The organism is Pedobacter sp. MR22-3 (genome assembly GCF_026240075.1).
Lineage (GTDB): Bacteria > Bacteroidota > Bacteroidia > Sphingobacteriales > Sphingobacteriaceae > Pedobacter.
This window is the reverse complement of sequence record NZ_JAPIVF010000003.1, coordinates 361,231-384,290: the sequence shown is the minus strand read 5'-3', so window position 1 is coordinate 384,290 and position 23,060 is coordinate 361,231. Positions and strand designations below refer to the sequence as shown.

General features: G+C 38.4%; 15 protein-coding genes. 5 read left to right on the top strand and 10 right to left on the bottom strand.

Going from position 1 to position 23,060, the window contains the following annotated elements:
• Positions 1–27 precede the first annotated feature (27 nt).
• From OQ267_RS08590 to OQ267_RS08575, 4 genes are all read right to left on the bottom strand, one after another.
• Positions 28–2,400, bottom strand: a complete 2,373-nt coding sequence (locus tag OQ267_RS08590; RefSeq protein ID WP_265835575.1) for an ABC transporter permease — start codon at positions 2,398–2,400, stop codon at positions 28–30.
• A gap of 78 nt (positions 2,401–2,478) precedes the next feature.
• Positions 2,479–4,848 (bottom strand): ABC transporter permease, encoded by a 2,370-nt coding sequence (locus OQ267_RS08585; RefSeq protein WP_265818580.1) that lies wholly within the window; start codon positions 4,846–4,848, stop codon positions 2,479–2,481.
• Positions 4,849–5,042: 194 nt separating this feature from the next.
• Positions 5,043–5,741: an ABC transporter ATP-binding protein gene (locus OQ267_RS08580; protein ID WP_088302383.1), complete on the bottom strand. Its 699-nt coding sequence runs from the start codon at positions 5,739–5,741 to the stop codon at positions 5,043–5,045.
• Positions 5,742–5,896: 155 nt separating this feature from the next.
• A complete protein-coding gene (locus tag OQ267_RS08575; protein WP_265835574.1) occupies positions 5,897–7,141 on the bottom strand; it encodes an efflux RND transporter periplasmic adaptor subunit in 1,245 nt (414 codons plus the stop codon).
• A 296-nt stretch (positions 7,142–7,437) separates the two neighbouring features.
• On the opposite strand from OQ267_RS08575, the gene OQ267_RS08570 reads away from it, so the two are divergent.
• From OQ267_RS08570 to OQ267_RS08560, 3 genes are all read left to right on the top strand, one after another.
• Positions 7,438–8,847, top strand: coding sequence for a sigma-54-dependent transcriptional regulator (locus OQ267_RS08570; protein WP_265835572.1), 1,410 nt, complete (start codon positions 7,438–7,440; stop codon positions 8,845–8,847).
• A gap of 92 nt (positions 8,848–8,939) precedes the next feature.
• The gene (locus tag OQ267_RS08565) at positions 8,940–10,298 is read left to right on the top strand and encodes a sensor histidine kinase (RefSeq protein WP_265835571.1); all 1,359 of its coding nucleotides are present in this window, start codon (positions 8,940–8,942) and stop codon (positions 10,296–10,298) included.
• 169 nt (positions 10,299–10,467) lie between these two features.
• Entirely contained in the window at positions 10,468–12,666 is a 2,199-nt protein-coding gene (locus tag OQ267_RS08560) for a bifunctional alpha,alpha-trehalose-phosphate synthase (UDP-forming)/trehalose-phosphatase (RefSeq protein WP_265835570.1), read from the top strand.
• Positions 12,667–13,126: 460 nt separating this feature from the next.
• Here OQ267_RS08560 and OQ267_RS08555 read toward each other — a convergent pair whose 3' ends face one another.
• Positions 13,127–14,911 (bottom strand): glycoside hydrolase family 15 protein, encoded by a 1,785-nt coding sequence (locus OQ267_RS08555; RefSeq protein WP_088302147.1) that lies wholly within the window; start codon positions 14,909–14,911, stop codon positions 13,127–13,129.
• A gap of 268 nt (positions 14,912–15,179) precedes the next feature.
• Between OQ267_RS08555 and OQ267_RS08550 the strand changes: the two genes are divergently transcribed.
• On the top strand, positions 15,180–16,598 hold the full coding sequence (locus tag OQ267_RS08550; protein ID WP_265835568.1) for a glycogen synthase: 1,419 nt from the start codon (positions 15,180–15,182) through the stop codon (positions 16,596–16,598).
• A gap of 2 nt (positions 16,599–16,600) precedes the next feature.
• A complete protein-coding gene (locus OQ267_RS08545; protein WP_088302144.1) occupies positions 16,601–17,869 on the top strand; it encodes a glucose-1-phosphate adenylyltransferase in 1,269 nt (422 codons plus the stop codon).
• 170 nt (positions 17,870–18,039) lie between these two features.
• Here the strand turns inward: OQ267_RS08545 and cobA are convergent, their stop codons facing one another.
• The 5 genes from cobA to OQ267_RS08520 all read right to left on the bottom strand — a co-directional run bounded on the left by cobA (position 18,040) and on the right by OQ267_RS08520 (position 23,058).
• A complete protein-coding gene (cobA, locus tag OQ267_RS08540) occupies positions 18,040–18,834 on the bottom strand; it encodes a uroporphyrinogen-III C-methyltransferase (protein WP_265835567.1) in 795 nt (264 codons plus the stop codon).
• A 518-nt stretch (positions 18,835–19,352) separates the two neighbouring features.
• Positions 19,353–19,817: a hypothetical protein gene (locus OQ267_RS08535; RefSeq protein ID WP_265835566.1), complete on the bottom strand. Its 465-nt coding sequence runs from the start codon at positions 19,815–19,817 to the stop codon at positions 19,353–19,355.
• Positions 19,818–19,985: 168 nt separating this feature from the next.
• Positions 19,986–21,236 carry a sulfate adenylyltransferase subunit 1 gene (locus OQ267_RS08530; RefSeq protein WP_265835565.1) on the bottom strand — a complete coding sequence of 417 codons (1,251 nt, stop codon included), beginning with the start codon at positions 21,234–21,236 and terminating at the stop codon, positions 19,986–19,988.
• A gap of 91 nt (positions 21,237–21,327) precedes the next feature.
• Positions 21,328–22,233: a sulfate adenylyltransferase subunit CysD gene (gene cysD / locus OQ267_RS08525; RefSeq protein ID WP_265835564.1), complete on the bottom strand. Its 906-nt coding sequence runs from the start codon at positions 22,231–22,233 to the stop codon at positions 21,328–21,330.
• A gap of 81 nt (positions 22,234–22,314) precedes the next feature.
• On the bottom strand, positions 22,315–23,058 hold the full coding sequence (locus tag OQ267_RS08520; RefSeq protein WP_265835563.1) for a phosphoadenylyl-sulfate reductase: 744 nt from the start codon (positions 23,056–23,058) through the stop codon (positions 22,315–22,317).
• Between the last annotated feature and the right edge of the window lie 2 nt (positions 23,059–23,060).

Sequence of the window (23,060 nt, the reverse complement as noted above, 5' to 3'; positions counted from 1 at the left end):
TTAAAACGTATAACTTATCACTTATTTTTATTCATATTTCAAGGCATCAACCGGGTTCGCTTTCGCTACCTTTACCGACTGAATGCTCACGGTTAAAACGGCAATTATAATAGAAATAGCGATCGCCAATGCAAAAGGCATAATAGATATGCTTATCCGGTATTCGAAAGATGAAAGCCATTTATTAATAATGATATAAGCCAGTGGAAAAGCAATGATGTTGGCTATCGCCACCAGTTTGATAAAATCTTTATTTAAAAGTGTAAGAATATTTCTCGTGCTCGCGCCCAAAACTTTACGGATGCTGATTTCTTTTTTACGTTGCTCGGCCATGAAAAGCGCTAATCCTAATAAGCCTAAGCAAGAGATGAATATCGCAAAACCGCCGAACCAGTTTGAAAGTGTGCCTAAAAGTTTTTCAGACTGAAATTTTTCTTCGAAAGATTCGCTGACAAATCTTCTATCCACAGGATAATCCGGATTTATAGCTTTTACGAGTGCATCTATTTGTACCAGTGAGGCACTGATATTTTGCGCTTCATTTAGTCGAATTAAAATTACTCCTCCTTCGTCACTATATATTTTATTAAAAATCATTGGTGCTACTTTTTGGTATGGAGATTCTGCAACAAAATCTTTCATTACGCCTATAATAGTAGCTTTGGAATCACCATAATTAATTATTGTACCCACCGGATTTTTAAGTCCCATTATTTTAACAGCAGCTTCATTTATCAAAACCTTGTTAGAATCACCTGGAAATTCGACAGCAAATTCTCTTCCTTTAATCATTTCAGTACCCGTAGTTGCTATAAAATCGTAACCAATCCCCCTTTGGTTAAATAATACCTTTTCATTGGGGTTTTTGCCCTGCCAGCTGATATCTGAGGTATTATTTCCACCTTCATCAATATTCATACTCATCAAAGAAACGTGTTGGGCGGCACCGGATTTGATAAGCTGCGTTTTTAATAAGTCGATTTTTTTTGTACTCGTTAAAGCACCTGCAGCTGCCATTTGTATCAGGTTACCCTGATTATAGCCTATTGGTTTGTTTTTAATGTAGTTTAATTGCTGATAGATAACTGCAGTGCAAACAATTAGACTTGCCGCGAATACGAACTGAGAAACAACCAATACTTTTCTAATCGACATAGCCGATCCTGTCTTGAGTCTAAAGCCTTTAAGCACTTTTACAGGTTCAAAAGATGACAGGTAAAATGCCGGATAACTGCCTGCAAGTAAGCCGGTAAATAAAATTAACCCGGTTAAAGTTGCCCAATTTCTCCAATCATGGTATTGAATAATCAGATTAATATTTAACAGCGTATTAAAGTACGGCAAACTAATCTCAACTAAAGTAAAAGCAACAACAGTTCCAATTAAAGAGAGTAAAATGCTTTCCAGAATAAACTGAGCTATCAATGATTTTCTGCTTGATCCAATTGCTTTGCGAACACCAACTTCTTTTGCTCTTTTCTCTGATCGGGCGGTAGAAAGATTCATAAAGTTTACACAAGCAATAAGGAGGATACAAATTGCCAGCATAAAGAAAATCTTCAGTTGGTCTATTTTTCCACCAATAGTTACCCCATTTTCGAATTCATTATACAAATGCCATTTTGATAAGGGATGCAAAAACAATTCGTTGGTATTTGATTCATTATCATGGGTTTTATAAATATCTTTAACTTTAGCATTTACTCCATCCAATAAACTAGTATTTTGAAGTTGTACCAGGGTTAAACAGAAATTACTCCCCCATCCCTGCTTAGCTATCCATTCGTGTGTTTTTTCATTTAATTTCCAGGGCATTAAATAATCGAATTTGATACTGCTATTTGCTGGTATATCAGCAATTACTGCTTCAACTTTTAACCCCTCTTTATTATCCAGCTTCACTATTTTACCTAAAGGATTTTCGCCTGCAAATAATTTTTCTGCTAATGATTGAGTTAAAATAACGCTATTAATATCCTTAAGTGGCGTTACCGCATTACCACTTAGAAATTTATAATCCAGTATATCAAGAAAAGATGGGTCAGCAAACAAACCTCTGTTTTTAATTTTTTTATCATTATAGCTAATTAGTTGCTCAAATGGATAAGAAGATCTCGCAGCATTTACAATACCGGCATATTTCTCTTTTAGCTCCGGGGCTAATAAACCAGGTGTCCAGGCCCAACTGTGCACTTTACCATTGGCTGTCATATTGGTATGGGCAATATAAGTTGTGTTGTAATTCTTAAACTGCCTATCAAACCCAAACTCGTATGACACATACAATAATAGCAGCATACAACTGGCTAAACCTATAGCCAAGCCACCAATATTTATTAAGGAGAAGCCTTTGTGCTTCCAAAGGTTTCGCAAGGCGATTTTCAAGTTTAATTTGAACATTTTTGTAGTTTTACGTGGTAAGTTTTAAGTTATAAGTTTTTCACTTACGACTTAAAACGTATAACTTATCACTTATTTTTATTCATATTTAAGCGCATCAACCGGGTTCGCTTTCGCTACCTTCACCGACTGAATGCTCACGGTTAAAACAGCAATTAAAACAGATATTGTAATGGCAAGTGCAAATGGCCAAAATGATATATCAACCCGGTATTCGAATGCAGAAAGCCATTTATTAATGACCAGATAAGCGAGTGGAAAGGCAACCACATTCGCAATAGCAACGAGTTTGATAAAATCCTTATTTAAAAGCGTTAGGATGTTGGCCGTGCTCGCACCTAAAACTTTACGAATGCTGATTTCTTTTTTGCGTTGTTCGGCCATGAAAAGCGCTAATCCTAATAAGCCTAAGCAAGAAATGAAGATGGCAAAACAACCAAACCAATTGGAGAGTGTACCCAGTATCTTTTCATCCTGAAATTTTACTTCAAAAGATTCATTGACAAATTTGCGGTTAACCGGATAATTAGGTTCTATTTCTTTTACGAGCGCATCAATTTTATTTAGTGATGAACTGATGTTCTGACCAGGATTTAAACGCACAAGAATGACACTAAAATCTTCGTTATGTGCCAAACGAAAAATCATTGGTGCCACTTTCTGATAAGCGCTTTCTACAACGAAATCTTTAACAACACCAACATTGGTGAACTTGGTACCCCAAAAAGTGATCACCGCACCAATTGGATTCTTTAAACCCATCATTTTTACGGCCGATTCATTGAGCATCACATTGCTGCTGTCGTTCGGATATTGTTCCGAAAATTCGCGACCACTAAGTATCTCCGTACCGATGGTTTTTATAAAATCATAGCCAATGGATCTGTGGTTAAAAGAAACTTCTTCATTTGGATTTTTTCCTGGCCATTGGATATCAATGGTATTATTGCCTCCTTCCGTAACATCCATACTAAAAAATGTCACATCACTCGTAGCGCCAGATTTAAGTAATTGTGTTTTGAGCAACTCCAGGTTTTTATATTTCTTCATCTTACCTTGCACGGCAATCTGGACGAGGTTAGATTGGTCATAACCAATTGGTTTATTCTTAATGTAATTCAGTTGCTGATAGATTACCGCTGTACACACGATTAAGCAGGCTGCAAAGACGAATTGTCCTACCACTAAAACTTTCCTCACCGATACTGAAGAATCAGTTTTGAGTTTTAAACCTTTTAATACTTTAATGGGTTCAAAAGAAGATAGGTAAAGTGCCGGATAACTACCCGCTATAAATCCTGTAAAAATCATTAAAATAAAAAGCGCAGTCCAAAATCTAAAATTGCTATAATCAATTTCTAATTTGATATTTAATAAATTATTAAAATAGGGAATGCTTACCTCAACTAAAATAAAAGCAATAACCGTGGCAACAACTGTGATTAGGATAGACTCTAAAAAAAACTGGTTGATTAAAGATTGCCTTGAAGAACCAATAGCTTTACGAACGCCAACCTCTTTTGCTCTACGCTCGGAACGGGCAGTAGATAGATTCATAAAGTTTACGCAGGCAATTAACAGAATGCAAAACGCAAGTAATAAAAATATTTTGAGCTGATCTATTCTTCCACCTACAGATTTTCCGTTTACAAAATCGCCGTATAAATGCCATTTGGATAAAGGATGTAATAATGCAACTGCCAGGTTTTCTTTTTGATTGCGTTTGTAAATATCATGTATATAAGTATTTGCCGCCGGAAAAAATTTATTATCCTGCAATTGAACCAGCGTCAGGCACATGTTATTACCCCAGTTATTTTCCTTTGCCCAAGTTTCTCTCTTCAAAAATAAATCCCATGGCATGATACATTCAAAAATTAAACTGCTATTGGCCGGGATATCTTCTATAATGGCCTCAACTTTTAAAACCTCCTGATTCTCCAGCTTCACCGTTTTGTTAATGGGGTCTTCGTCCCCAAATAACTTCTTTGCAAATGATTTTGTCAGAATTATAGTATTTACATTCTCCAAAACTTTTACAGGATTGCCCTTAAGGAACTTATAATTTAATATTTTAAGGAAAGAAGGATCAGCGAAAACAACCTTGCTAATCAGTTTATTTTGATCAACGGTAATTAGATGAGCTCGTGGATAGGTAGAATGTGATGCATATTTTACTCCCGGTAATTTTTCCTGCACTTCTTTAGCCATTACATTAGGGGTCCATGCCCAGCTAAAAGTTTTACCATTAGCCTCCATATTTTGATAAACCACATAAGTTTTATCGTTGTTGGTAAACTGCTTATCATAACTCCACTCGTAAGCAACGTAGAGCAATAAAACCATACAACTGGCTAAGCCAATGGCCAGTCCTCCGATATTGATCAGTGAAAATCCTTTGTTTTTCCAGAGGTTTCGCAAGGCGATTTTTAGGTTGAGTTTGAACATCTTTTAGTATCAGGTAAATAGTATCAATTATTCAAGACAGGTATATGAAAGCCTTAGCCTCTTTAATTTTATATTTTCGGTTTAGTCAGCTTTTCCAGCGCCTTGCCTAAATCTTCCCATCCGGGAAGATTTTTAGGAAGACCTATCATTAACTAAACTAAAATCTTTTTTTTACGAGGTGTAAGGTTTAAGCCTTAGATCAGCTCTTCGTTTCTACTTTTATTTATCTTTTCAGAAATTACATGACCATCTTTCAGGTTAATGATTCTGTTGGAAAAACTGGCATCATGACTGGAGTGCGTTACCATCACGATTGTAGTTCCGGTTTCATTCAGTTCACAAAGCAATTCCATCACTTCATTGCCATGCGAGCTATCCAGGTTTCCGGTAGGCTCATCGGCCAGAACTAATTTTGGCTTGGTCACTAATGCCCTTGCCACGGCAACCCGTTGTTGCTGTCCACCGGAAAGTTGTTGTGGAAAGTGGCCACTGCGGTTAACGATATTCATCCGTTCAATGATTTCGTTCACCAGTTGCTTCCGCTCTGCTGCCGGGATTTTATTGTAAATTAAAGGCAGTTCGATGTTTTCAAATACGGTTAATTCGTCTATCAAATTAAAATTCTGAAAAACAAAGCCCATATTTCGTTTCCTGAAATTGGAGCGCTCTCTGTCGTTTAAACTTAAAAGTTCAGTATCAATAAATTTATAACTGCCACTTTCTGGCTTATCCAATAATCCCATTACATTCAATAATGTAGACTTTCCGCAGCCTGAAGGACCCATGATAGAAACAAATTCTCCCGCTTTGACGTGAAGGTTAATGCCGTTCAGGGCCGTAGTTTCGACTTCTTCGGTTTTGTAAACTTTTTCCAGATTTTCTATTTTAATCATAGCGTTTTAGTATCAGGTTTTTAGCCCCACCCAACCCTCCCTGGCAGAAAGGGCTTTTGGAGTGTTCATATTAAATTAATTTGTGCCAACAAGTTAGCTTTTTCGTTATTTAGGTTTTACTTTTTGCTTCCCTCCGGGGAGCTCGGATGAGGATACTACTTAGCGATCTCCAACTGGTCGTACTGGTTAAACTGATCGTAAGATGAGGTGATCACTTCATCACCTTTGGTCAAACCATCCAATATTTCATAATAAAGATAATTTTTTCGCCCTATTTTTACGTTTTTCTTAGTTGCCTTGCCATTATTCACCACAAATACCCATGAGCCGCCGGTACTTTGAAAAAACTGCCCCTGTGCCAGCAATAATGATTTGCTGTTATCCGATAAGGTTAACTTCGTTTGCAAGGATAAACCTCTGCGCAAACCTTCCGGAGCTGCACCTTTAAACACCATTTCAACCTGAAACTGGCCCGCTGTAACTTCGGGGATTACTTTACTAACCGTCAGGTTGTACGTTTTCCCGTTGAATTCACAGGTGGAAGTTTGCCCCTCTTTTACACGATTAATATAGTATTCATCCACACCAGCCTGTAATTTATATCCCTTCAATACATCAATTTTCCCAATCATTTCATTGGAGTTATATGATTTACCGGTAACCGGATCATAAGATGATAATTTTCCGGAAACAGGTGCCTTGATGGTCATGTTCTCAATGTTTTTGCGGATCATTTCCAAACTTTCATTCATCTGCGCCATTGACTGGTCAATTTGCATCAGCTGCATTCTCCTGCTTTGATTTTCTTGTTTTACAGCCTGGCGAACAATCTTAAGTTTACCCTGGTAATATTCATAATCCTGACTTGATTTATTAAACTCCTGTAGGGTGATCACCTTTTTCGCAAAAAGTGCACTATCTAAATGATACTGACGCGCAGCAGTTCTTAAGCTATTTTCGACATCTAAAACATCCTGATTTAAAACCCGCTGATTTTGCTCCAAATCCAATCTGGATTTACGCAGTTGATTAATTTGCTCAGTCGCAGCGGTTTGGCTTGAGGTATAACTTAACATTGCATTAGCGTTCGAGATTCTCAATAATGGAGTACCTTTTACAACAGAAGCACCATTCTCTGTAAAGATTTCAGCAACCGTACCTCCTTCAGATGAACTTACGATAACCGAAGTTAATGGAACAACGCTGGCGTTCAGGAGCGCCACATCTTCAAAATCGCCGTATGCTACTTTGCTAATGGTTAACTTCTCTGCATCTGCATGATATGTTTTTTTAAGTGATAAAGTATAACCATAAAGTACAATGGCCACAAATGCTATTGCTCCTCCAATCATAATTAAGGTTTTACGGCTAAATCTTTTCTTCTCTATTTTTTTATCCATTGTTCGGTTGTACTATTTGATTTGCTTATTAACCAAGTATGTGCCAAAGCGACAAAAAACAATTAAATACCTGAAAATCAGAACATTAAAAAAATTATTAAATTTATTATGTTCATTTTCGGACAGTTATTGTGCGGGAGCGGACAGTTTGGCTAAATTTACCGCATGCCCCCAATAAAGTGGCAGTTACAGGCGAGGTGGAAATGACAAATTCCAAAAGAAATTACCCTCAAGAACAACATTTGAAAAGAATTTAGCCATGTTCAAATTAATGAAGTTTTAACAATACATTTGATATGAATGATAGAAAGGAAAGCTCCCCTTTAGGCGCTGGGGGTTTAGAAGCCACAGTTTTAATCATTGATGATGATGATGATATCTTATTAAGTGCCCGTCTCTTCCTCAAACAACAGGTAAAGCAGGTTATCACCTGTAAATCGCCCAAAGAAATTAATGTGTTATTGAGCAGGAATGAGGTAGATATTATTTTGCTCGACATGAATTACCAGAAAGGTGCCAGCGACGGGCGGGAAGGCTTGTATTGGCTTGAGCATATTTTATCCATCGATAAGGATTATGTGGTGATACTGATGACTGCTTTTGGAAATGTGGAGCTTGCCGTAAAGGCCATTAAAAAAGGTGCAACTGATTTTATCCTCAAGCCCTGGGAAAATGAAAAACTGTTTGCTACCCTTTCTGCAGCTTCAAAACTTCGCGAATCTAACCGGAAAGTAAAGAAACTCGAAAAAATTCATACCTCATTACAAAAAGATTTAACACGGGGTTTTGAAAACATTGTAGGTCAGGCAACAGGCATTAAACAGCTGCAAAATACGTTATTAAAAGTAGCACCTACAGATGCCAACGTTTTAATCCTCGGTGAGAACGGTACCGGAAAACAGGTTTTCGCCTATGAGATCCATGGAAACTCGCAACGGAAGAACCAGGTTTTTATGCATGTGGATTTAGGATCGCTCAATGAAAACTTATTTGAAAGCGAGCTTTTTGGCTATGCCAAGGGTGCTTTTACCGATGCAAAAGAAGATAAACCCGGCCGTTTCGAACTCGCAGATGGCGGGACGATCTTTTTAGATGAAATCGGGAATTTAACCCTTCCTTTACAGGCTAAACTGTTAAGTGTGTTACAAAACAGAACGGTGATTCGTTTAGGTGAAAGCAAAGCACGCAAAGTGGATGTTCGTTTGATCACTGCAACCAATATGCCCCTGAATGAAATGGTTGCCAAAAATACATTCAGACAGGATTTACTGTTCCGGATCAATACGGTTGAACTGTTATTGCCACCTTTGCGACAACGCGGTACAGATATTCTGCTTTTAGCCAATCATTTTATGCAGTTGTTCAGCTCAAAATACCATAAAGAAACCCGAAATTTAAGCAGCAAAGCTGAAGAAATCCTTTTAAATTATAAATGGCCTGGAAATGTGCGGGAGCTGCAGCATGTGTTGGAGCGGGCGGTTATTATGAGTGATGGAAAAGAAATTACTGATGAAGATTTACAGCTTAGTCCGCAACGTTTTACCCAAACTAATACTGTACCCGAAGAAATGGCATTGGGTGATATGGAAAAAATGATGGTGCAGAAAGCCATTGATAAACACAAAGGAAATATATCAAAAGCTGCCGCCGAACTGGGTTTAACCAGGGCAGCTTTGTACAGAAGAATAGAGAAATTTGGAATATAATCTAAGGTAGAAGGTAAAAAGGCAGCGAGCGAGAGGTTTATCTCGCAAGCAAAATCCTCCACCTTAAAACCTTCGACCCTCAACCTTAAAATATGTTTTACAAACGTTTTACTTTCCGTTTAATATTCCGGTTGCTGGTGATCAATATACTGGCTTACCTGCTGTTCTACCTTATTAAAAATACACAACTCTGGTTTACCATTATCGGGGTAGGACTGATCTTTCTGGGTACCGTCATCTCCTTGTATCATTATATCAATGAAATCCGTTCGGATATCAAACGGTTTATATTGGCAGTTAAAACACGCGATCATACCTTAAATTTTAAAAACAAAACCACCAAAGGAAGTTTCCCGGAGCTGTACGAATCATTTGGGGAGATTCTACAGGTTCATAAACAGATCCGCTTAGAGCAGGAAGCCATGTTTCAGCTTATTAAAACCATTCTGGAGCAGGTTCCTGTAGGGGTAATCGTAGTTAACAATGCTACAACAACGAGCCAAAATCAGGAAATTGCCTTCTTTAACCAGGCAGCCTCAAATTTACTGGGTGTGCCCACTTACAAATACTGGCATCGCTTAAAACAACATTTACCGGCATTCGCGAATGAAATTGATCAGATATCCGGCGGCGGCAAACGTTTCCTGGAACTGAAAATACAGGAGAAGTTTATTCAACTTTCAACGGAAGTTATTCCCCTTAACTTATACGGGAAAAATTATACGATCATCAGCTTTCAAAACATTAAGGATGAAATTGAACAAAAAGAAACTGAAGCCTGGAACCGGTTAATAGGTGTCATTTCACATGAAATTTTAAATTCCATTACACCGATCAGTTCGTTGTCTGATACCATTAACAGCATGGTTACTGATAAGGAGAACCTGAATATAGATGAGATGGAAGACCTGAAAATGGCCCTTCAAACAATTAAACGCCGTTCTGCCGGATTGCTGGATTTCGTAAAGGATTACCGCCTCATTGCAGAGTTGCCTACACCAAATCTCGAATCGCATACTATTGGCGAAATTTTAAAACACATCATGGTTTTAATGCAGCCTTTTGCGAAAGTTAAACATGTGCTTTTGGATATTGAACAAACCAGTTCAAAAATTACTGTTCAGCTTGATTTAAAACTGATTGAACAGGTATTAATTAACCTCATCACCAACAGTATTTATGCTGTTGAAGGATTTGATCAGCCTCATATCACAGTTAGGCACCGATTGGAAAACACTAAACTTTATATAGACGTCACCGATAATGGTAAGGGAATAGATCAGTCAGATCTGGAAAAGATTTTTGTTCCTTTTTATACCACCAGGAAAAATGGTTCGGGCATTGGCTTAACCATTAGCCGCAACATCATTAAAATGCATCGCGGAAGTATAGAAGTTGTGTCTGTTCCGAATGAACAAACCACTTTTTCTTTAGTATTCAATTACGTCTGATCCGGATTTAAAAAATCAGAGTCAAACCTGACCTTTTCACACCCTTAAGTTTTGAAAAATTATTGATAATATAATTTGGTTTAAATCATTTCAATGTTTTTTTAACACGAATATTCAAACAAAAACGCTGTTACAAGCTTTTATTTATGTGGATACATCAAATACAAGCATGAAAACAGTTATAATATCGAACAGACTACCCGTTAAAATTATAGAAGAAAATAACGAGTATACCTTCATCCCAAGTGAAGGCGGACTCGCAACAGGCCTTGGAGATGTTTATAAAACAGGTAACTCCATCTGGATTGGCTGGCCGGGAATTGAAGTTCCGGAAGAAAGGCAACAGGAAGTCATAGATAAACTCGCTGTACTTAACCTCTACCCAGTATTTCTTACCCAGGAAGAAATAAATTTATATTACGAAGGTTTTTCAAACGAGGTTTTATGGCCTGTTTTTCATTATCTCGTTACCTATGCGCATTACGAACAAAGCTATTGGGATTGTTATAAATCCGTAAATCATAAATTTGCAAAAGCTGCTTCAAATGTACTTTCTGCAAAAGATAAAATATGGATTCAGGATTATCAGCTCCTGCTCCTGTCAGGCATCCTGCGTGATCAATTGCCACAATCTACCATAGGCTTCTTTCAGCATATTCCCTTTCCATCTTATGAGATATTCAGGTTAATTCCCTGGAGGGATGAATTGCTGAACGGCATGTTAGGCGCCGACCTGATTGGTTTCCATACCTATGATGATGTGCGCCACTTTTTAAGTACAGCAACCCGCTTATTACCGGTAAATTCAACAGCCAATGTTTTAAACAACAACGAAAGGCAGATTGTAGTTGAAGCCTTTCCAATGGGCATTGATTTCGATAAGTTTTCCAATCTTACGTCGCACGATGAAGTTCAAAAAGAAATTGAATACTTCCGGAACGGAAAGGAAGACATGAAAGTTATCCTCTCCATTGACCGGCTTGACTACAGTAAAGGCATCCTGGAGCGCCTAAAAGCGCTGGAATTATTATTGCAGGCTCATCCCGAATTTATTGGTAAGATAGAGTTGTACATGATTGTGGTTCCATCCAGAGACACTGTTCCGCAATACAGGGATTTAAAAGAACAAATTGACCAGTTTGTAGGGAATTTAAATGCCCGGTACCGCTCCATTAACTGGATTCCGGTTAACTATTTTTATCGCTCTTTTCCGATTGAAATTTTATCAGCCCTTTATGCCACTGCAGACATTTGCCTGGTTACCCCCATGCGTGATGGTATGAATTTAGTAAGTAAAGAATATGTAGCCAGTAGAAATCATAATAACGGCGTACTTATTTTAAGCGAAATGGCTGGCGCATCCAAGGAACTAACAGATGCAGTAATTGTGAATCCAAATAACATTGGAGACATTATGGAAGCCATCGTATTGGCTTTAAAAATGCCAATAGAAGAACAGCAAATCCGCATGAAAGCCATGCGGAACATTGTAGAAAAATTCAATGTAAAGCATTGGGTAAATAATTTTATATTAAGACTAGACGAAGTGAAAGATTCTCAAAACTCATTACTTACAAAACATGCCGTAACGGCCATTAAAGAAGTAATTTCTGAAAAATATGACCATACCACAAACCGGGTATTATTCCTTGATTATGATGGAACCCTGGTAGATTTTGCCGGAAATATTGATGATGCATCGCCTGATGAGGAACTTTATAATTTAATTACCAGGTTAACGGCAGATCCGGCAAATACCGTGGTCATCATCAGTGGCAGAAGAAATGAAACCCTTGAAAAATGGTTTGGTCATTTAAAGGTAGACCTTATAGCGGAACATGGTGCCTGGCAAAAAGCCTATGGCGATAAATGGAATTGTTTGCCACTCCTCACCGATCAATGGAAACAGGAAATGAAATCTATCCTGGAAACTTATACAGACAGGACACCAGGCTCTTTCATTGAAGAAAAAAGTTATTCCTTAGTCTGGCATTACCGCAAGGCAGAAGAGGGATTAGGCGATTTAAGGGCGAATGAAATTGTAAGTCACCTGAAGATTCTGGCCGCAGATAAGGGACTACAACTAATGCCGGGCAATAAGGTCATCGAATTTAAGAATATGGAAGTAAATAAAGGAAAAGCTGCACTTAACTGGCTGTATGGTAAGCAACCCGATTTCATCCTAGCACTTGGCGATGACCATACCGATGAAGATATTTTCAAAGCCCTTCCAAATGATGCATTTACGATCAAAGTGGGAAATAACATCTCTGAAGCGAAATATTATTTAAATGACTTTAAGGAAGTGAGGAAATTACTATGGGGTTTATTAAAAGATGAGGTTATAGAAATTCAACCATCACTTTAATTTATTTCGTACATAATACATAATTTAAATGGTCTGTGTTTCGCAGGCCATTTTTTTACCCTTAAAAAGAATCTCCCGGATTCAAGAAGATCATCACGGAAAAAAATCAGCGGAAATCTTCTAAAATATCATTTCGTCAGACTCAAGGTGGCAATGACAAAAATCCCGCTGATTTAAGAAGATCATCGCGGAAAAAAATCAGCGGAGATCTTCAAAATCTGCGGGAAAATTATTTTCATCGTTATAAAAATATCGGCCTGTCTAATTTAATCGCGATGCGGTGGAAAATCCCCCCTTGACTTCCTGTTTTAGTATCAACATTTTCACTGAAGAATAATAAATAATATAATTTCGCCAGGTTAAATGTGACAATGACAAAAAATCCCGCTGATTTAAGAAGACCATCGCGGAAACAAATCAGCGGAAATCTTCTAAATCTGCAGGAAAATTATTTTCATCGTTATAAAAATATCGGTCTGTCTAACTTAATCGCGATGCGGTGTGCAGCGTTCATTAAACCAACATGGCTGTAAGCTTGCGGAAAATTCCCCCACTGGCTACCAGTTTTGGCATCAACATCTTCACTGAAAAGCAACAAATGATTACAGTATTTGATAATGTTTTCAAATTCTTTAATCGCTTCATCAACCCTGCCCACACAAGCCAATGCTTCCACATACCAGAAAGCACAGATTAAGAAAGTCGTTTTAGGCTTTCCAAAATCATCGGCATGCAAATACCTATAGAACAAGCCATCTTCAGTTTTTAACTCCTTTTCCAAAGCAATTAAATGATCTTTGGCACGGTCAGAAGCTGGGTCAAGATAATTCATCATGATCAGTTGTAACGTACTGGCATCTAAATACGGACTGCCAACAGCATTGGTATAAACCTTCCGTTCAGGATCATAGCAAGCTTCAATATGAGCGGCAGCTTTATCTATTAAAATTTGTGCCCGCGCTTCAAAATCAGGATTACCAATGGTTTTGGCCATTTTTAGTGCCGCATGTGCCCCGGCCCATTGAAACAGATTACTATAGCAATGCACATTGGCAATATTTCTGAATTCCCAAATACCAGCATCTTTTTCATCTATTGTTCTTTCAATTTTAGAAAGTACGCTTTCAATCCATTTTACAGAATCACTTCGCTCTGAAAACACAAAACGATGATCAGTGTAAAGCGGTAACATTGAAGTTAAAACCTGCCCATAAATATCGTTCTGAATATGTTCATAAGCCTGGTTACCAATCCTGATGGGTTTTTCGCCTTTATAACCTTCTAAATGATCGAGTGTGGTTTCAATGATTTCCCTTTCTCCTGCTATGCCATACAGGGGTTGATAACGTTCATCTTCATTGTGCGAAATATCAGAAAGGTAATTGAAATACTTCTCCATTTCTTCAAAATGACCAATATGATTTAAAGAAGTCAGCACATAATGAGAATCTCTCAACCAGCAATAACGATAATCCCAGTTTCTGGTACTACCCGGAGATTCCGGCAAACTGGTGGTGCTTGCTGCAATGATGGCACCCGTATCTTCATACTGATGAATTTTCAACACGAGGGCTGAGCGGATAACAAGAGGTTGATAGAACCCAGCGATGGTAGAATGTTTGATCCACAACCTCCAGTAGCCAATGGTTTCACGAAGAAAATTTTCTGCCGTACTTACAATAGGTGCCTCGAGGTTTTGTCCGTAGGTCATGACAAGATATTTTGTCTCATTGAGTACAAATGCCTTTTCATCAATAATATAAGTAAGAGAAACATTGGTACTCAACCTGATATTTTCATCGCAGCCTAAATAGTCAATATGATTGCTTCCGCGGCTGGCCCGCATCCTGCCTTTACCATAATCGCATACCGGCTGGCATTTAATGGTTATCCGTGGGTTGCCTTCTAATGGTTCAATTTTCCGGATGAACATCAGGGGTTTAAAGTACCTTTCATGCAATCTAAAACGCGGCGCAAAATCTGTAATGCGGTATTTTCCGCCTTCAGTCGTGATTTCCGTTCTTAATACATTGGTATTTTCGATATAATATTGAGTAGAACTATATTCACCCTGAGGAAGAATTGAAAATTCACCCCCCTTATTTTTATCCAGTAAACTTCCAAATACAAAAGGACTGTCAAAACGAGGCCAACATAGCCAAGATATATCAGTATTCTTATTAACATGTGCCATAAATGCACAATTTCCTATTATTCCGGTTTGATAAAGGTGCTGTTCAGCCATAAGCTATTTTAAGTGTTTATCAACAAACAAGCTTATGCCTAAAATGTTGGCAGGAATGTGAAATACCTGTTTTCTAATAATTATAATGTGCAATTGGATTAAAATAATATTCACATTTAAGGCTTTCTGTTTTCAAAAATATTTGCTCAAACCACTGGCTCACAACAGGCAATGGAAAATCATCTTTTCCAACCCAAATAAATTCCTCAATATTTTCAAATCGGAAAACAATTACTAACTTAACACAGTTATCTACACCAAATATTTGATGGAAATTATACATATAAGCGCCGAGTGTTACCCTGCTGCTAAAGTTGGCGGATTAGCTGATGTAGTTGGGGCTTTACCAAAGTACCAGAACAAAATAGGCCACATTGCCAAGGTGGTTGTTCCTGCGTACGATACTAAATTTATCCGTGAAAGTGAATTTGAAGTAACTTATGATGCCTGGTCTAATTACGGTAATCACCATTTTCAATACCGCATTTTAAAAGAAAAAACCAATAAATTAGGATTCGATTTATATTTAGTCCATATCCAGGGACTTACAGACCGGCCTAACGTTTATGGTTATGAAGATGATACGGAACGTTTTGTCGCTTTTCAGATTGCTACATTGGATTGGATTGCGCAATGGGAGCATCGCCCGGATGTTATTCACTGCCATGATCATCACACCGGACTGGTTCCTTTCATGGTGGCCAGCTGCCTGAAATATCAATCCATCAGCAAAGTTCCTACCGTCCTAACCATTCACAATGCCCAATATCAAGGTCAGTTTGGCTGGAACAAACTTTATTACTTACCAGCATTTGATTTATGGAAAGGTGGATTACTGGGCTGGGAAGATGCCATCAATCCCTTAGCTTCTGCCATTAAATGTGCATGGCGGGTAACTACGGTTTCGCCAAGTTATCTGGAAGAAATGATGGGTAATGCCCGCGGACTCGAGAGTTTATTAAGACAGGAACGGTGGAAATCTGTCGGGATACTGAATGGCATCGACAGTGAAGTCTGGAATCCGGAAACAGATCCGATGCTTAAAAAAGGTTACAATTTAAAAACAGTAGAAAGTGGAAAAGCCGCAAACAAAAAAGCGCTATGCGATGTTTTTCAGTTAGATTCTTCCAAGCCACTATTCACCTTTATTGGAAGATTAGTGGATGAAAAGGGTGCAGATTTACTTCCGGATATTTTTTATTCCGCTTTACATCAACACGGTGACAATATTAACATCCTGGTTTTGGGCTCCGGAGATAGTTGGGTGGAAGGAAGGTTAAATCAAATTAAAGATTACCACAGTAGAAATTACAACGCATACATTGGTTACAATGAACAGGTTTCTCACGAAATATATGCAGGTGCAGATTTTCTGTTAATGCCATCAAGGGTGGAACCCTGTGGTTTAAATCAACTTTATGCCTTGCGGTATGGTACAGTACCTATTGTGCGCAGGGTTGGTGGATTGAAAGATACAGTTGTTGATATTGGTGATGGCGGTTTCGGAATTTGCCATGACCAAACCAGTGTATGGGATGTAACCCATGCTATAAATCGAGCTGTTGAATTATATACTGATAAAAAAGCTTTTAAAGCCGTTCGGAAAACCATGATGAAAATTGATCATTCATGGGATAAGGCTGCTACAAATTATATAGAATTATACCAAATATTAAAACAAGCTTAAACATGACTGACAAAGTTTTAGGCGTTATCCTTGGCGGTGGCCAGGGCTCTAGATTATCGCCACTTACACAAACACGTTCTAAACCTGCAGTTCCAATTGCTGGTAAATATCGTTTGGTAGACATTCCTATTTCAAACTGTCTGAACTCAGGGATTCACCGCATGTTTGTGCTTACACAGTTCAACTCGGCATCCTTAAATAAACACATTAAAAACACTTATCACTTTAGTCACTTCAGTACGGCTTTTGTTGATATTCTGGCTGCTGAACAAACCGTTCAGAATGCAGGCTGGTTTCAGGGAACGGCAGATGCAGTACGTCAATGTATGCATCATATTGTTTCTCATGAGTTTGATTATATCCTGATTCTTTCCGGTGATCAATTGTACCAGATGGATTTTAAAGATATGATTGAGAAACATATCGAAGCAAATGCAGAAATTACCATTGCCACCATTCCGGTAACAGCAAAAGATGCGACAGATTTCGGCATTTTAAAAGCCGATGAGGAAAACATGATCACTTCCTTTACTGAAAAACCTAAAGTAGGTTTGGATGCCTGGGTTTCAGATACAGGTGCAGAAATGCAGGCCGAAGGTCGTAATTTCCTAGCCTCCATGGGGATTTATGTTTTTAACAGGGAATACTTAATCAATATCCTGAACGAAAACGAAGATGAAAAAGACTTTGGTAAAGAAATTTTACCAAGGGCAATTACAGAAAGCAGGGTATTGAGTTATCAATATGAAGGTTACTGGACAGATATTGGTAACATCTCTTCATTTTTCGAAGCAAACTTAGGCTTAACGGACGAAATTCCGAAGTTTAACATGTTTGATAGCAACCACACCATCTTCACCAGAGCGAGGATGTTGCCTCCATCAAAAATTTCAGGCACGACATTAGAGAAGGCCATTATCGCTGAGGGTTGTATTGTACAGGCCAGCAGGATTGAACATGCCGTTTTGGGAATCAGGGCCCGTATCGGAAAAGATACTGTTGTAACCAATGCTTATGTGATGGGTAGTGACCGTTATCAAACCCTGGAAGAAATTCAGATGGAAACAGAAATGGGAAATTCCCTTATTGGTATTGGCGACAGATGCTATATCAATAATGCCATCATCGATAAAAACTGCCGCATTGGCAATGATGTAAAAATTAATGGTGGTGCTCATTTAGAAGATGGCGACCATGAATTATACGCGGTTAAAGATGGAATTGTTGTAGTGAAAAAAGGGGCAGTATTGCCCAGCGGAACCATTATTTAAAGTAAAACTTTGTTATAATAATAAGACCAGTATCGGATAGCCAATACTGGTCTTGTTTTTTACAGCCAATTCTAAACAAATGAGATTTATTTAAATCTCTACACATGAAAAAACCGCAATGCTTTCGCACGCGGTTTTACAATAAAACAAATAGTTGGTTATAGTTGATATTAATACTCTTCGTCCATGATTTCATAAAAATCCCTGATGGGTTGAAACTGGGGATGTAAGGAAACCACATCACCAAACACCAGTAGTGCCGGCGCCTTAATTTTTTTATCTTCTACCACTTCTGCAATGGTATCTACAATTCCGATTGCAATTTTTTCATCTTTTGATGATCCATTTTGAATAACGGCCACAGGCAATAATCCTTTGTTTTCACCCTGAAAAATTGCAGCGATTTCTTTTACCTTTTCTATCCCGTTCAAAACGACAATCGTAGCTTTAGTTTTTGCGGCAATGTACAAATCTTCAGAAATTTCTCCTTTTGAGTTGGTTCCGGTTACCGCCCAGAAACTTTCGCTCAAATCTTTATAAATCATGGGTATTTTCTGCAGACTTGGTGCACCGGTTGCACTCGAAATACCTGGAATAATTTCAGTAGGAATACTGTATGACTCTGCGGCATCGATTTCTTCGTAACCTTTCGCAAAGAAAAACGGGTCGCCGCTTTTTAAACGAACCACATGACCGTAATTTAAAGCATAATCTACAATGAGTTTATTAACCGCATCCTGCGAGAAATCTTCATCATCGGTACGTTTACCAACATAAACTTTCGGAATACCCTCTGGCGCATGACACAGTAAAGCCTCGTTTACATTTGCATCATACAAAACAACATCAGCTGTTTTTAATGCTTTAACACCTTTTAAACTGAATAAATCCGGGTCGCCGGGACCAGCACCTATTAATGTAATTTTTGGTTCAATGTTCGCTTTTTCTACTTTACTTAAAATCATGTCAGAAAATATTAGCTCGTGATCATTATAATTAATTACACAAATATATAAAGTCTATAGATATTGTAGTAATTTATTTTAAAATATTTTTATTCGCTGTTTAATAACTGATTATAGCATTAAGAAATATTTCAATCACCTACATTCAGGCAGTTATTCAAGATGACAAATTATTAAAAATATGGATATGAAAACATTATGAGTACAGGAAACTCAACTGGCATGAGTCAAAATCTAAAATTGCAGATTTATGCAGCTATATCAGTGAGATTGCTTATTACCTCGCAATGACGGCAAGAGGTGTCGTCATTGCGAACTAGAGGGCAGGGCTTAATAACGGCGTGAAGCAATCTGATTCGCGAAAATAGATTGCTTCGTCGCTGAAAAAGCTTCTCGCAATGACGATGAGGCGAAGAGTTCATTTTCTTCTTTCGTTCATCGTTGATTATTTTAAGTTTGCTGCTTCAGATTCGTTTTTCCAGCATTCAGCTTTGTCTCTAAGCTTTAGTCTCTCACTTCTATTTACAAGGAACTTCCTGAAAAGTAAATTTTCCCGCATCATAATTGATGGGTTTACCTTTTACGAAGTAGGATCTGCCCAATGTAGTCTCAATTTGCGCAACGCCCATGATCAGTTTACCATCCTTTTTCAAAAATGCCAGTGGATTGGTGAATGCTTTGGTGGTATCCTTACCCGTATTAAACCGATAATCGACTAAAAGTGTATCCCCATGAAACTTACCATTTATTTCGCCCTTATTCTGAGGCTTTTCTGCATATTTTACCAATAATGAACCAGTCACTTTTCCAGAAGCCATTGTTTTTACAATCATGGCTGCACTGTCTTTTTCAAATGATGAGGCATAACAGGTTTCATTTATAACGGAATCTTTCTTTGCTGAATCAGCTTTTTTCTCAGACTGGTTACAGGCAAAAATAAATGGAACCGCAGCGAAGGCGATGTATAAAAGATTTCTTTTCATAATTATAAATTTAAAGTTTCTGAGTAAATTATACTAATCTGATGAAAACTTTTAAGTATTTCCATAAGCACTGACCTTAAAATAAAAAGCAGGCCCATCTTAAAAGATGTCCTGCTTAAAATATGTATCTGAAAGACCGAGTCAAACTATAACATGACTGCGACAAAGTTATTCCACTGCTGCCCTGAACATTAAGGCACCAACGGTCAGATTGGTACGGCTATCTACCAAAATGGCTGAACCATTTGCACGGTTATCATCATATAGATCAAAAGCCAAAGCGTCAGCCGTTTTAACAATTACCCTTCCGATATCATTCAGTCTGAATTCATCTGCGGGGTGTTTTTCCAAGGTATTGATATCTACTTTGTGCAGGATTTCACTGATTTTACATTTTGTAACCTTACTGTTATGTTGAATCAGGTACATGACAGTGGTATCCAGGGCGCGTCCATCCATCCAGCATAAATCGGCTTCAATTAATTTAGTATCCTGCGGCAATGCCGATGCATTTACAATAGTATCTCCCCGGCTGATATCCACATCATCTTTTAAATGAATCGTAACCGACTGTCCCGCATGTGCGGCATCCGGTGCCTGATCGAAAAATTCAATCTTTTCGATGGTTGAACTTGCTCCTGAAGGCAATACTGTAACTTTATCATTCAGGTTAAATGTTCCACTCAATACCCTACCCGCGTAACCACGGTAATCATGAAATTCATCTGTTTGCGGACGGATGACCCATTGTACGGGCATACGCGCCAGCTGAGATTTATCCAGATTATCCGTATCTACCTGCTCCAGAAAGTGTAATAAACTCTGGCCGCCATACCAGTGCATATGCTCCGAATGCTGAACTATATTATCGCCTTTTAATGCACTAACCGGAATATAGGTTACATCCTTTAATTTAAGTTGCTGCGCTAAAACTTTATATTTTTCAATGATGGAATTATAAACGTCTTCATCATAATTAACCATATCCATTTTGTTGATGCAAATCACAATATGTTTGATCCCCAGCAAAGAAACCAGGTAAGAATGACGGATGGTTTGTTCTACTACCCCATTCCGTGCATCAATTAAAATGATGGCCAGGTTCGCGGTAGAAGCCCCGGTAACCATGTTTCGGGTGTATTGGATATGTCCGGGTGTATCTGCGATGATAAACTTGCGCTTCTCCGTCTGAAAGTATTTATAGGCAACATCGATGGTGATGCCCTGCTCCCTCTCGGCCCTTAAACCGTCTGTTAAAATGGCTAAATCTATTGTTCCATCATCATTTTTACGGTTAGCGCTTTGCAAAGCTTCCAACTGATCAGCTAAAATAGAATTTGTATCGTATAACAAACGGCCGATCAAGGTGCTTTTACCATCATCAACACTGCCTGCTGTGAAGAATTTTAATATGTTCATGTTTTTTAGATATGAGATAATAGATGTGAGATAATAGATGTGAGATATTAGACAAATGCGAGGTTCTTAAATCTCACATCCCAATACTTTCTTAAAAATAGCCTCCCTTTTTTCTGTCTTCCATGGCGGCTTCAGAAACTTTATCATCCAGACGTGCGCCACGTTCAGAGATTTTTGAGGCACTGATTTCGTCAATAATGTCATCAATCAGTATCGCTTCTGATTCAACTGCAGCCGTACAAGACATGTCTCCAACAGTCCGGAAGCGCACCTGCTTATGGAAAACCACATCTTCATCATCCATGTTTAAGAAGGGAGATGCCGCCATTAACTGACCATTTCTGGTGATCACTTCACGCTCATGAGAGAAATAAATGCTTGGCAATTCAATTTTTTCTCTCCGGATATAATTCCACACATCAAGTTCAGTCCAGTTACTGATTGGAAACACACGAATGTTTTCTCCCTTATGGATTTTACCATTGTAAATATTCCACAGTTCAGGTCGTTGGCGTTTAGGATCCCACTGTCCGAATTCATCCCTGACAGAGAAAATACGTTCCTTTGCCCTCGCCTTTTCTTCATCTCTCCGCGCCCCGCCGATACAGGCATCAAACTGGTGTTCGGCAATGGTATCCAATAATGTAACCGTTTGTAAAGCATTTCTACTGGCATTTTTACCGGTTTGTTCTATTACTTTACCCTGATTTATGGATTCCTGAACGGAGCCTATAATTAAGCGTTCGCCTATTCTTTCGATCATTTTATCCCTGTAGGTAATGGTTTCTTCAAAATTATGCCCCGTATCAATGTGAACCAATGGAAAAGGAAATTTTCCCGGGCGAAAGGCTTTCTCTGCTAAGCGTACCAGGGTGATGGAATCTTTGCCACCAGAAAACAGCAAGGCAGGCTTTTCAAATTGCCCGGCCACTTCACGTAATATATGAATGGCTTCCGCCTCCAGTTCATCTAAATAATCAAAATTATATGTGCTCATTTATTAAGTTTTGAATTTTGAATGATAAAATGAGTGACAGTAATTTCTGTAGGTACTCATGTTATTATTCAAATGTTATATTCATTTGTTGTTAGTAAAGCTTTCCACTTTAGTCTTTAAGCTAGCTTCAGTTGCATGCAGTCCACACTCCTTTTTACTTTGGTCTTCCCACCACCATCTGCCTGCTCTAAAATCTTCGCCTGGCTGTACCGCTCTGGTGCAAGGGGCGCAACCAATACTGGGAAAACCTTTATCGTGCAAGGTATTGTAAACGATGTTATGCGCTTTAATATAACTTTTTACCTCGTCCAATGTCCAGTCAAAAATAGGGTGAAATTTTATTAATTGATTTCCTTCATCCCATTCCAGATCATGCATATCTTCACGATTTGGACTCTGCTCAGCCCTGATTCCGGTTATCCAGATCTCATTCCCTTTTAATGCCCTTTTCAGCGGTTCAATTTTACGGATATAGCAGCATTCTTTTCTATTGTCTACAGAGTCGTAAAAACTATTAGGTCCTTTCAAACCTACCATCTCCTGCAATAATTCGTGTTGAGGATAATAAGCATGAATGGGTTTCTGATATATTTCCAGTGTGCGGTTCCATACATAATATGTTTCCGGAAAAAGACGACCTGTTTCCAGCGTAAAGACTTTAATTGGAATCTGATTTGAAAAAATGATATGCGTAATGGCCTGATCCTCCCAACCAAAACTGGTAGAAAAAATAATCCTGCCTTCAAACCGGCTGGCCAGGTGTTTCAATTGATCGATCACCGTTAAGCCCGTAAGTTCCTGTCTGATCTCCGCTAAATGCTCCATCA

Bases quoted from the DNA above. Each gene is read 5' to 3' on its own strand.
- OQ267_RS08590 (WP_265835575.1), bottom strand. From the start codon at position 2,400: ATGTTCAAATTAAACTTGAAAATCGCCTTGCGAAACCTTTGGAAGCAC.
- OQ267_RS08585 (WP_265818580.1), bottom strand. From the start codon at position 4,848: ATGTTCAAACTCAACCTAAAAATCGCCTTGCGAAACCTCTGGAAAAAC.
- OQ267_RS08580 (WP_088302383.1), bottom strand. From the start codon at position 5,741: ATGATTAAAATAGAAAATCTGGAAAAAGTTTACAAAACCGAAGAAGTC.
- OQ267_RS08575 (WP_265835574.1), bottom strand. From the start codon at position 7,141: ATGGATAAAAAAATAGAGAAGAAAAGATTTAGCCGTAAAACCTTAATT.
- OQ267_RS08570 (WP_265835572.1), top strand. From the start codon at position 7,438: ATGAATGATAGAAAGGAAAGCTCCCCTTTAGGCGCTGGGGGTTTAGAA.
- OQ267_RS08565 (WP_265835571.1), top strand. From the start codon at position 8,940: ATGTTTTACAAACGTTTTACTTTCCGTTTAATATTCCGGTTGCTGGTG.
- OQ267_RS08560 (WP_265835570.1), top strand. From the start codon at position 10,468: ATGAAAACAGTTATAATATCGAACAGACTACCCGTTAAAATTATAGAA.
- OQ267_RS08555 (WP_088302147.1), bottom strand. From the start codon at position 14,911: ATGGCTGAACAGCACCTTTATCAAACCGGAATAATAGGAAATTGTGCA.
- OQ267_RS08550 (WP_265835568.1), top strand. From the start codon at position 15,180: ATGGAAATTATACATATAAGCGCCGAGTGTTACCCTGCTGCTAAAGTT.
- OQ267_RS08545 (WP_088302144.1), top strand. From the start codon at position 16,601: ATGACTGACAAAGTTTTAGGCGTTATCCTTGGCGGTGGCCAGGGCTCT.
- cobA (WP_265835567.1), bottom strand. From the start codon at position 18,834: ATGATTTTAAGTAAAGTAGAAAAAGCGAACATTGAACCAAAAATTACA.
- OQ267_RS08535 (WP_265835566.1), bottom strand. From the start codon at position 19,817: ATGAAAAGAAATCTTTTATACATCGCCTTCGCTGCGGTTCCATTTATT.
- OQ267_RS08530 (WP_265835565.1), bottom strand. From the start codon at position 21,236: ATGAACATATTAAAATTCTTCACAGCAGGCAGTGTTGATGATGGTAAA.
- cysD (WP_265835564.1), bottom strand. From the start codon at position 22,233: ATGAGCACATATAATTTTGATTATTTAGATGAACTGGAGGCGGAAGCC.
- OQ267_RS08520 (WP_265835563.1), bottom strand. From the start codon at position 23,058: ATGGAGCATTTAGCGGAGATCAGACAGGAACTTACGGGCTTAACGGTG.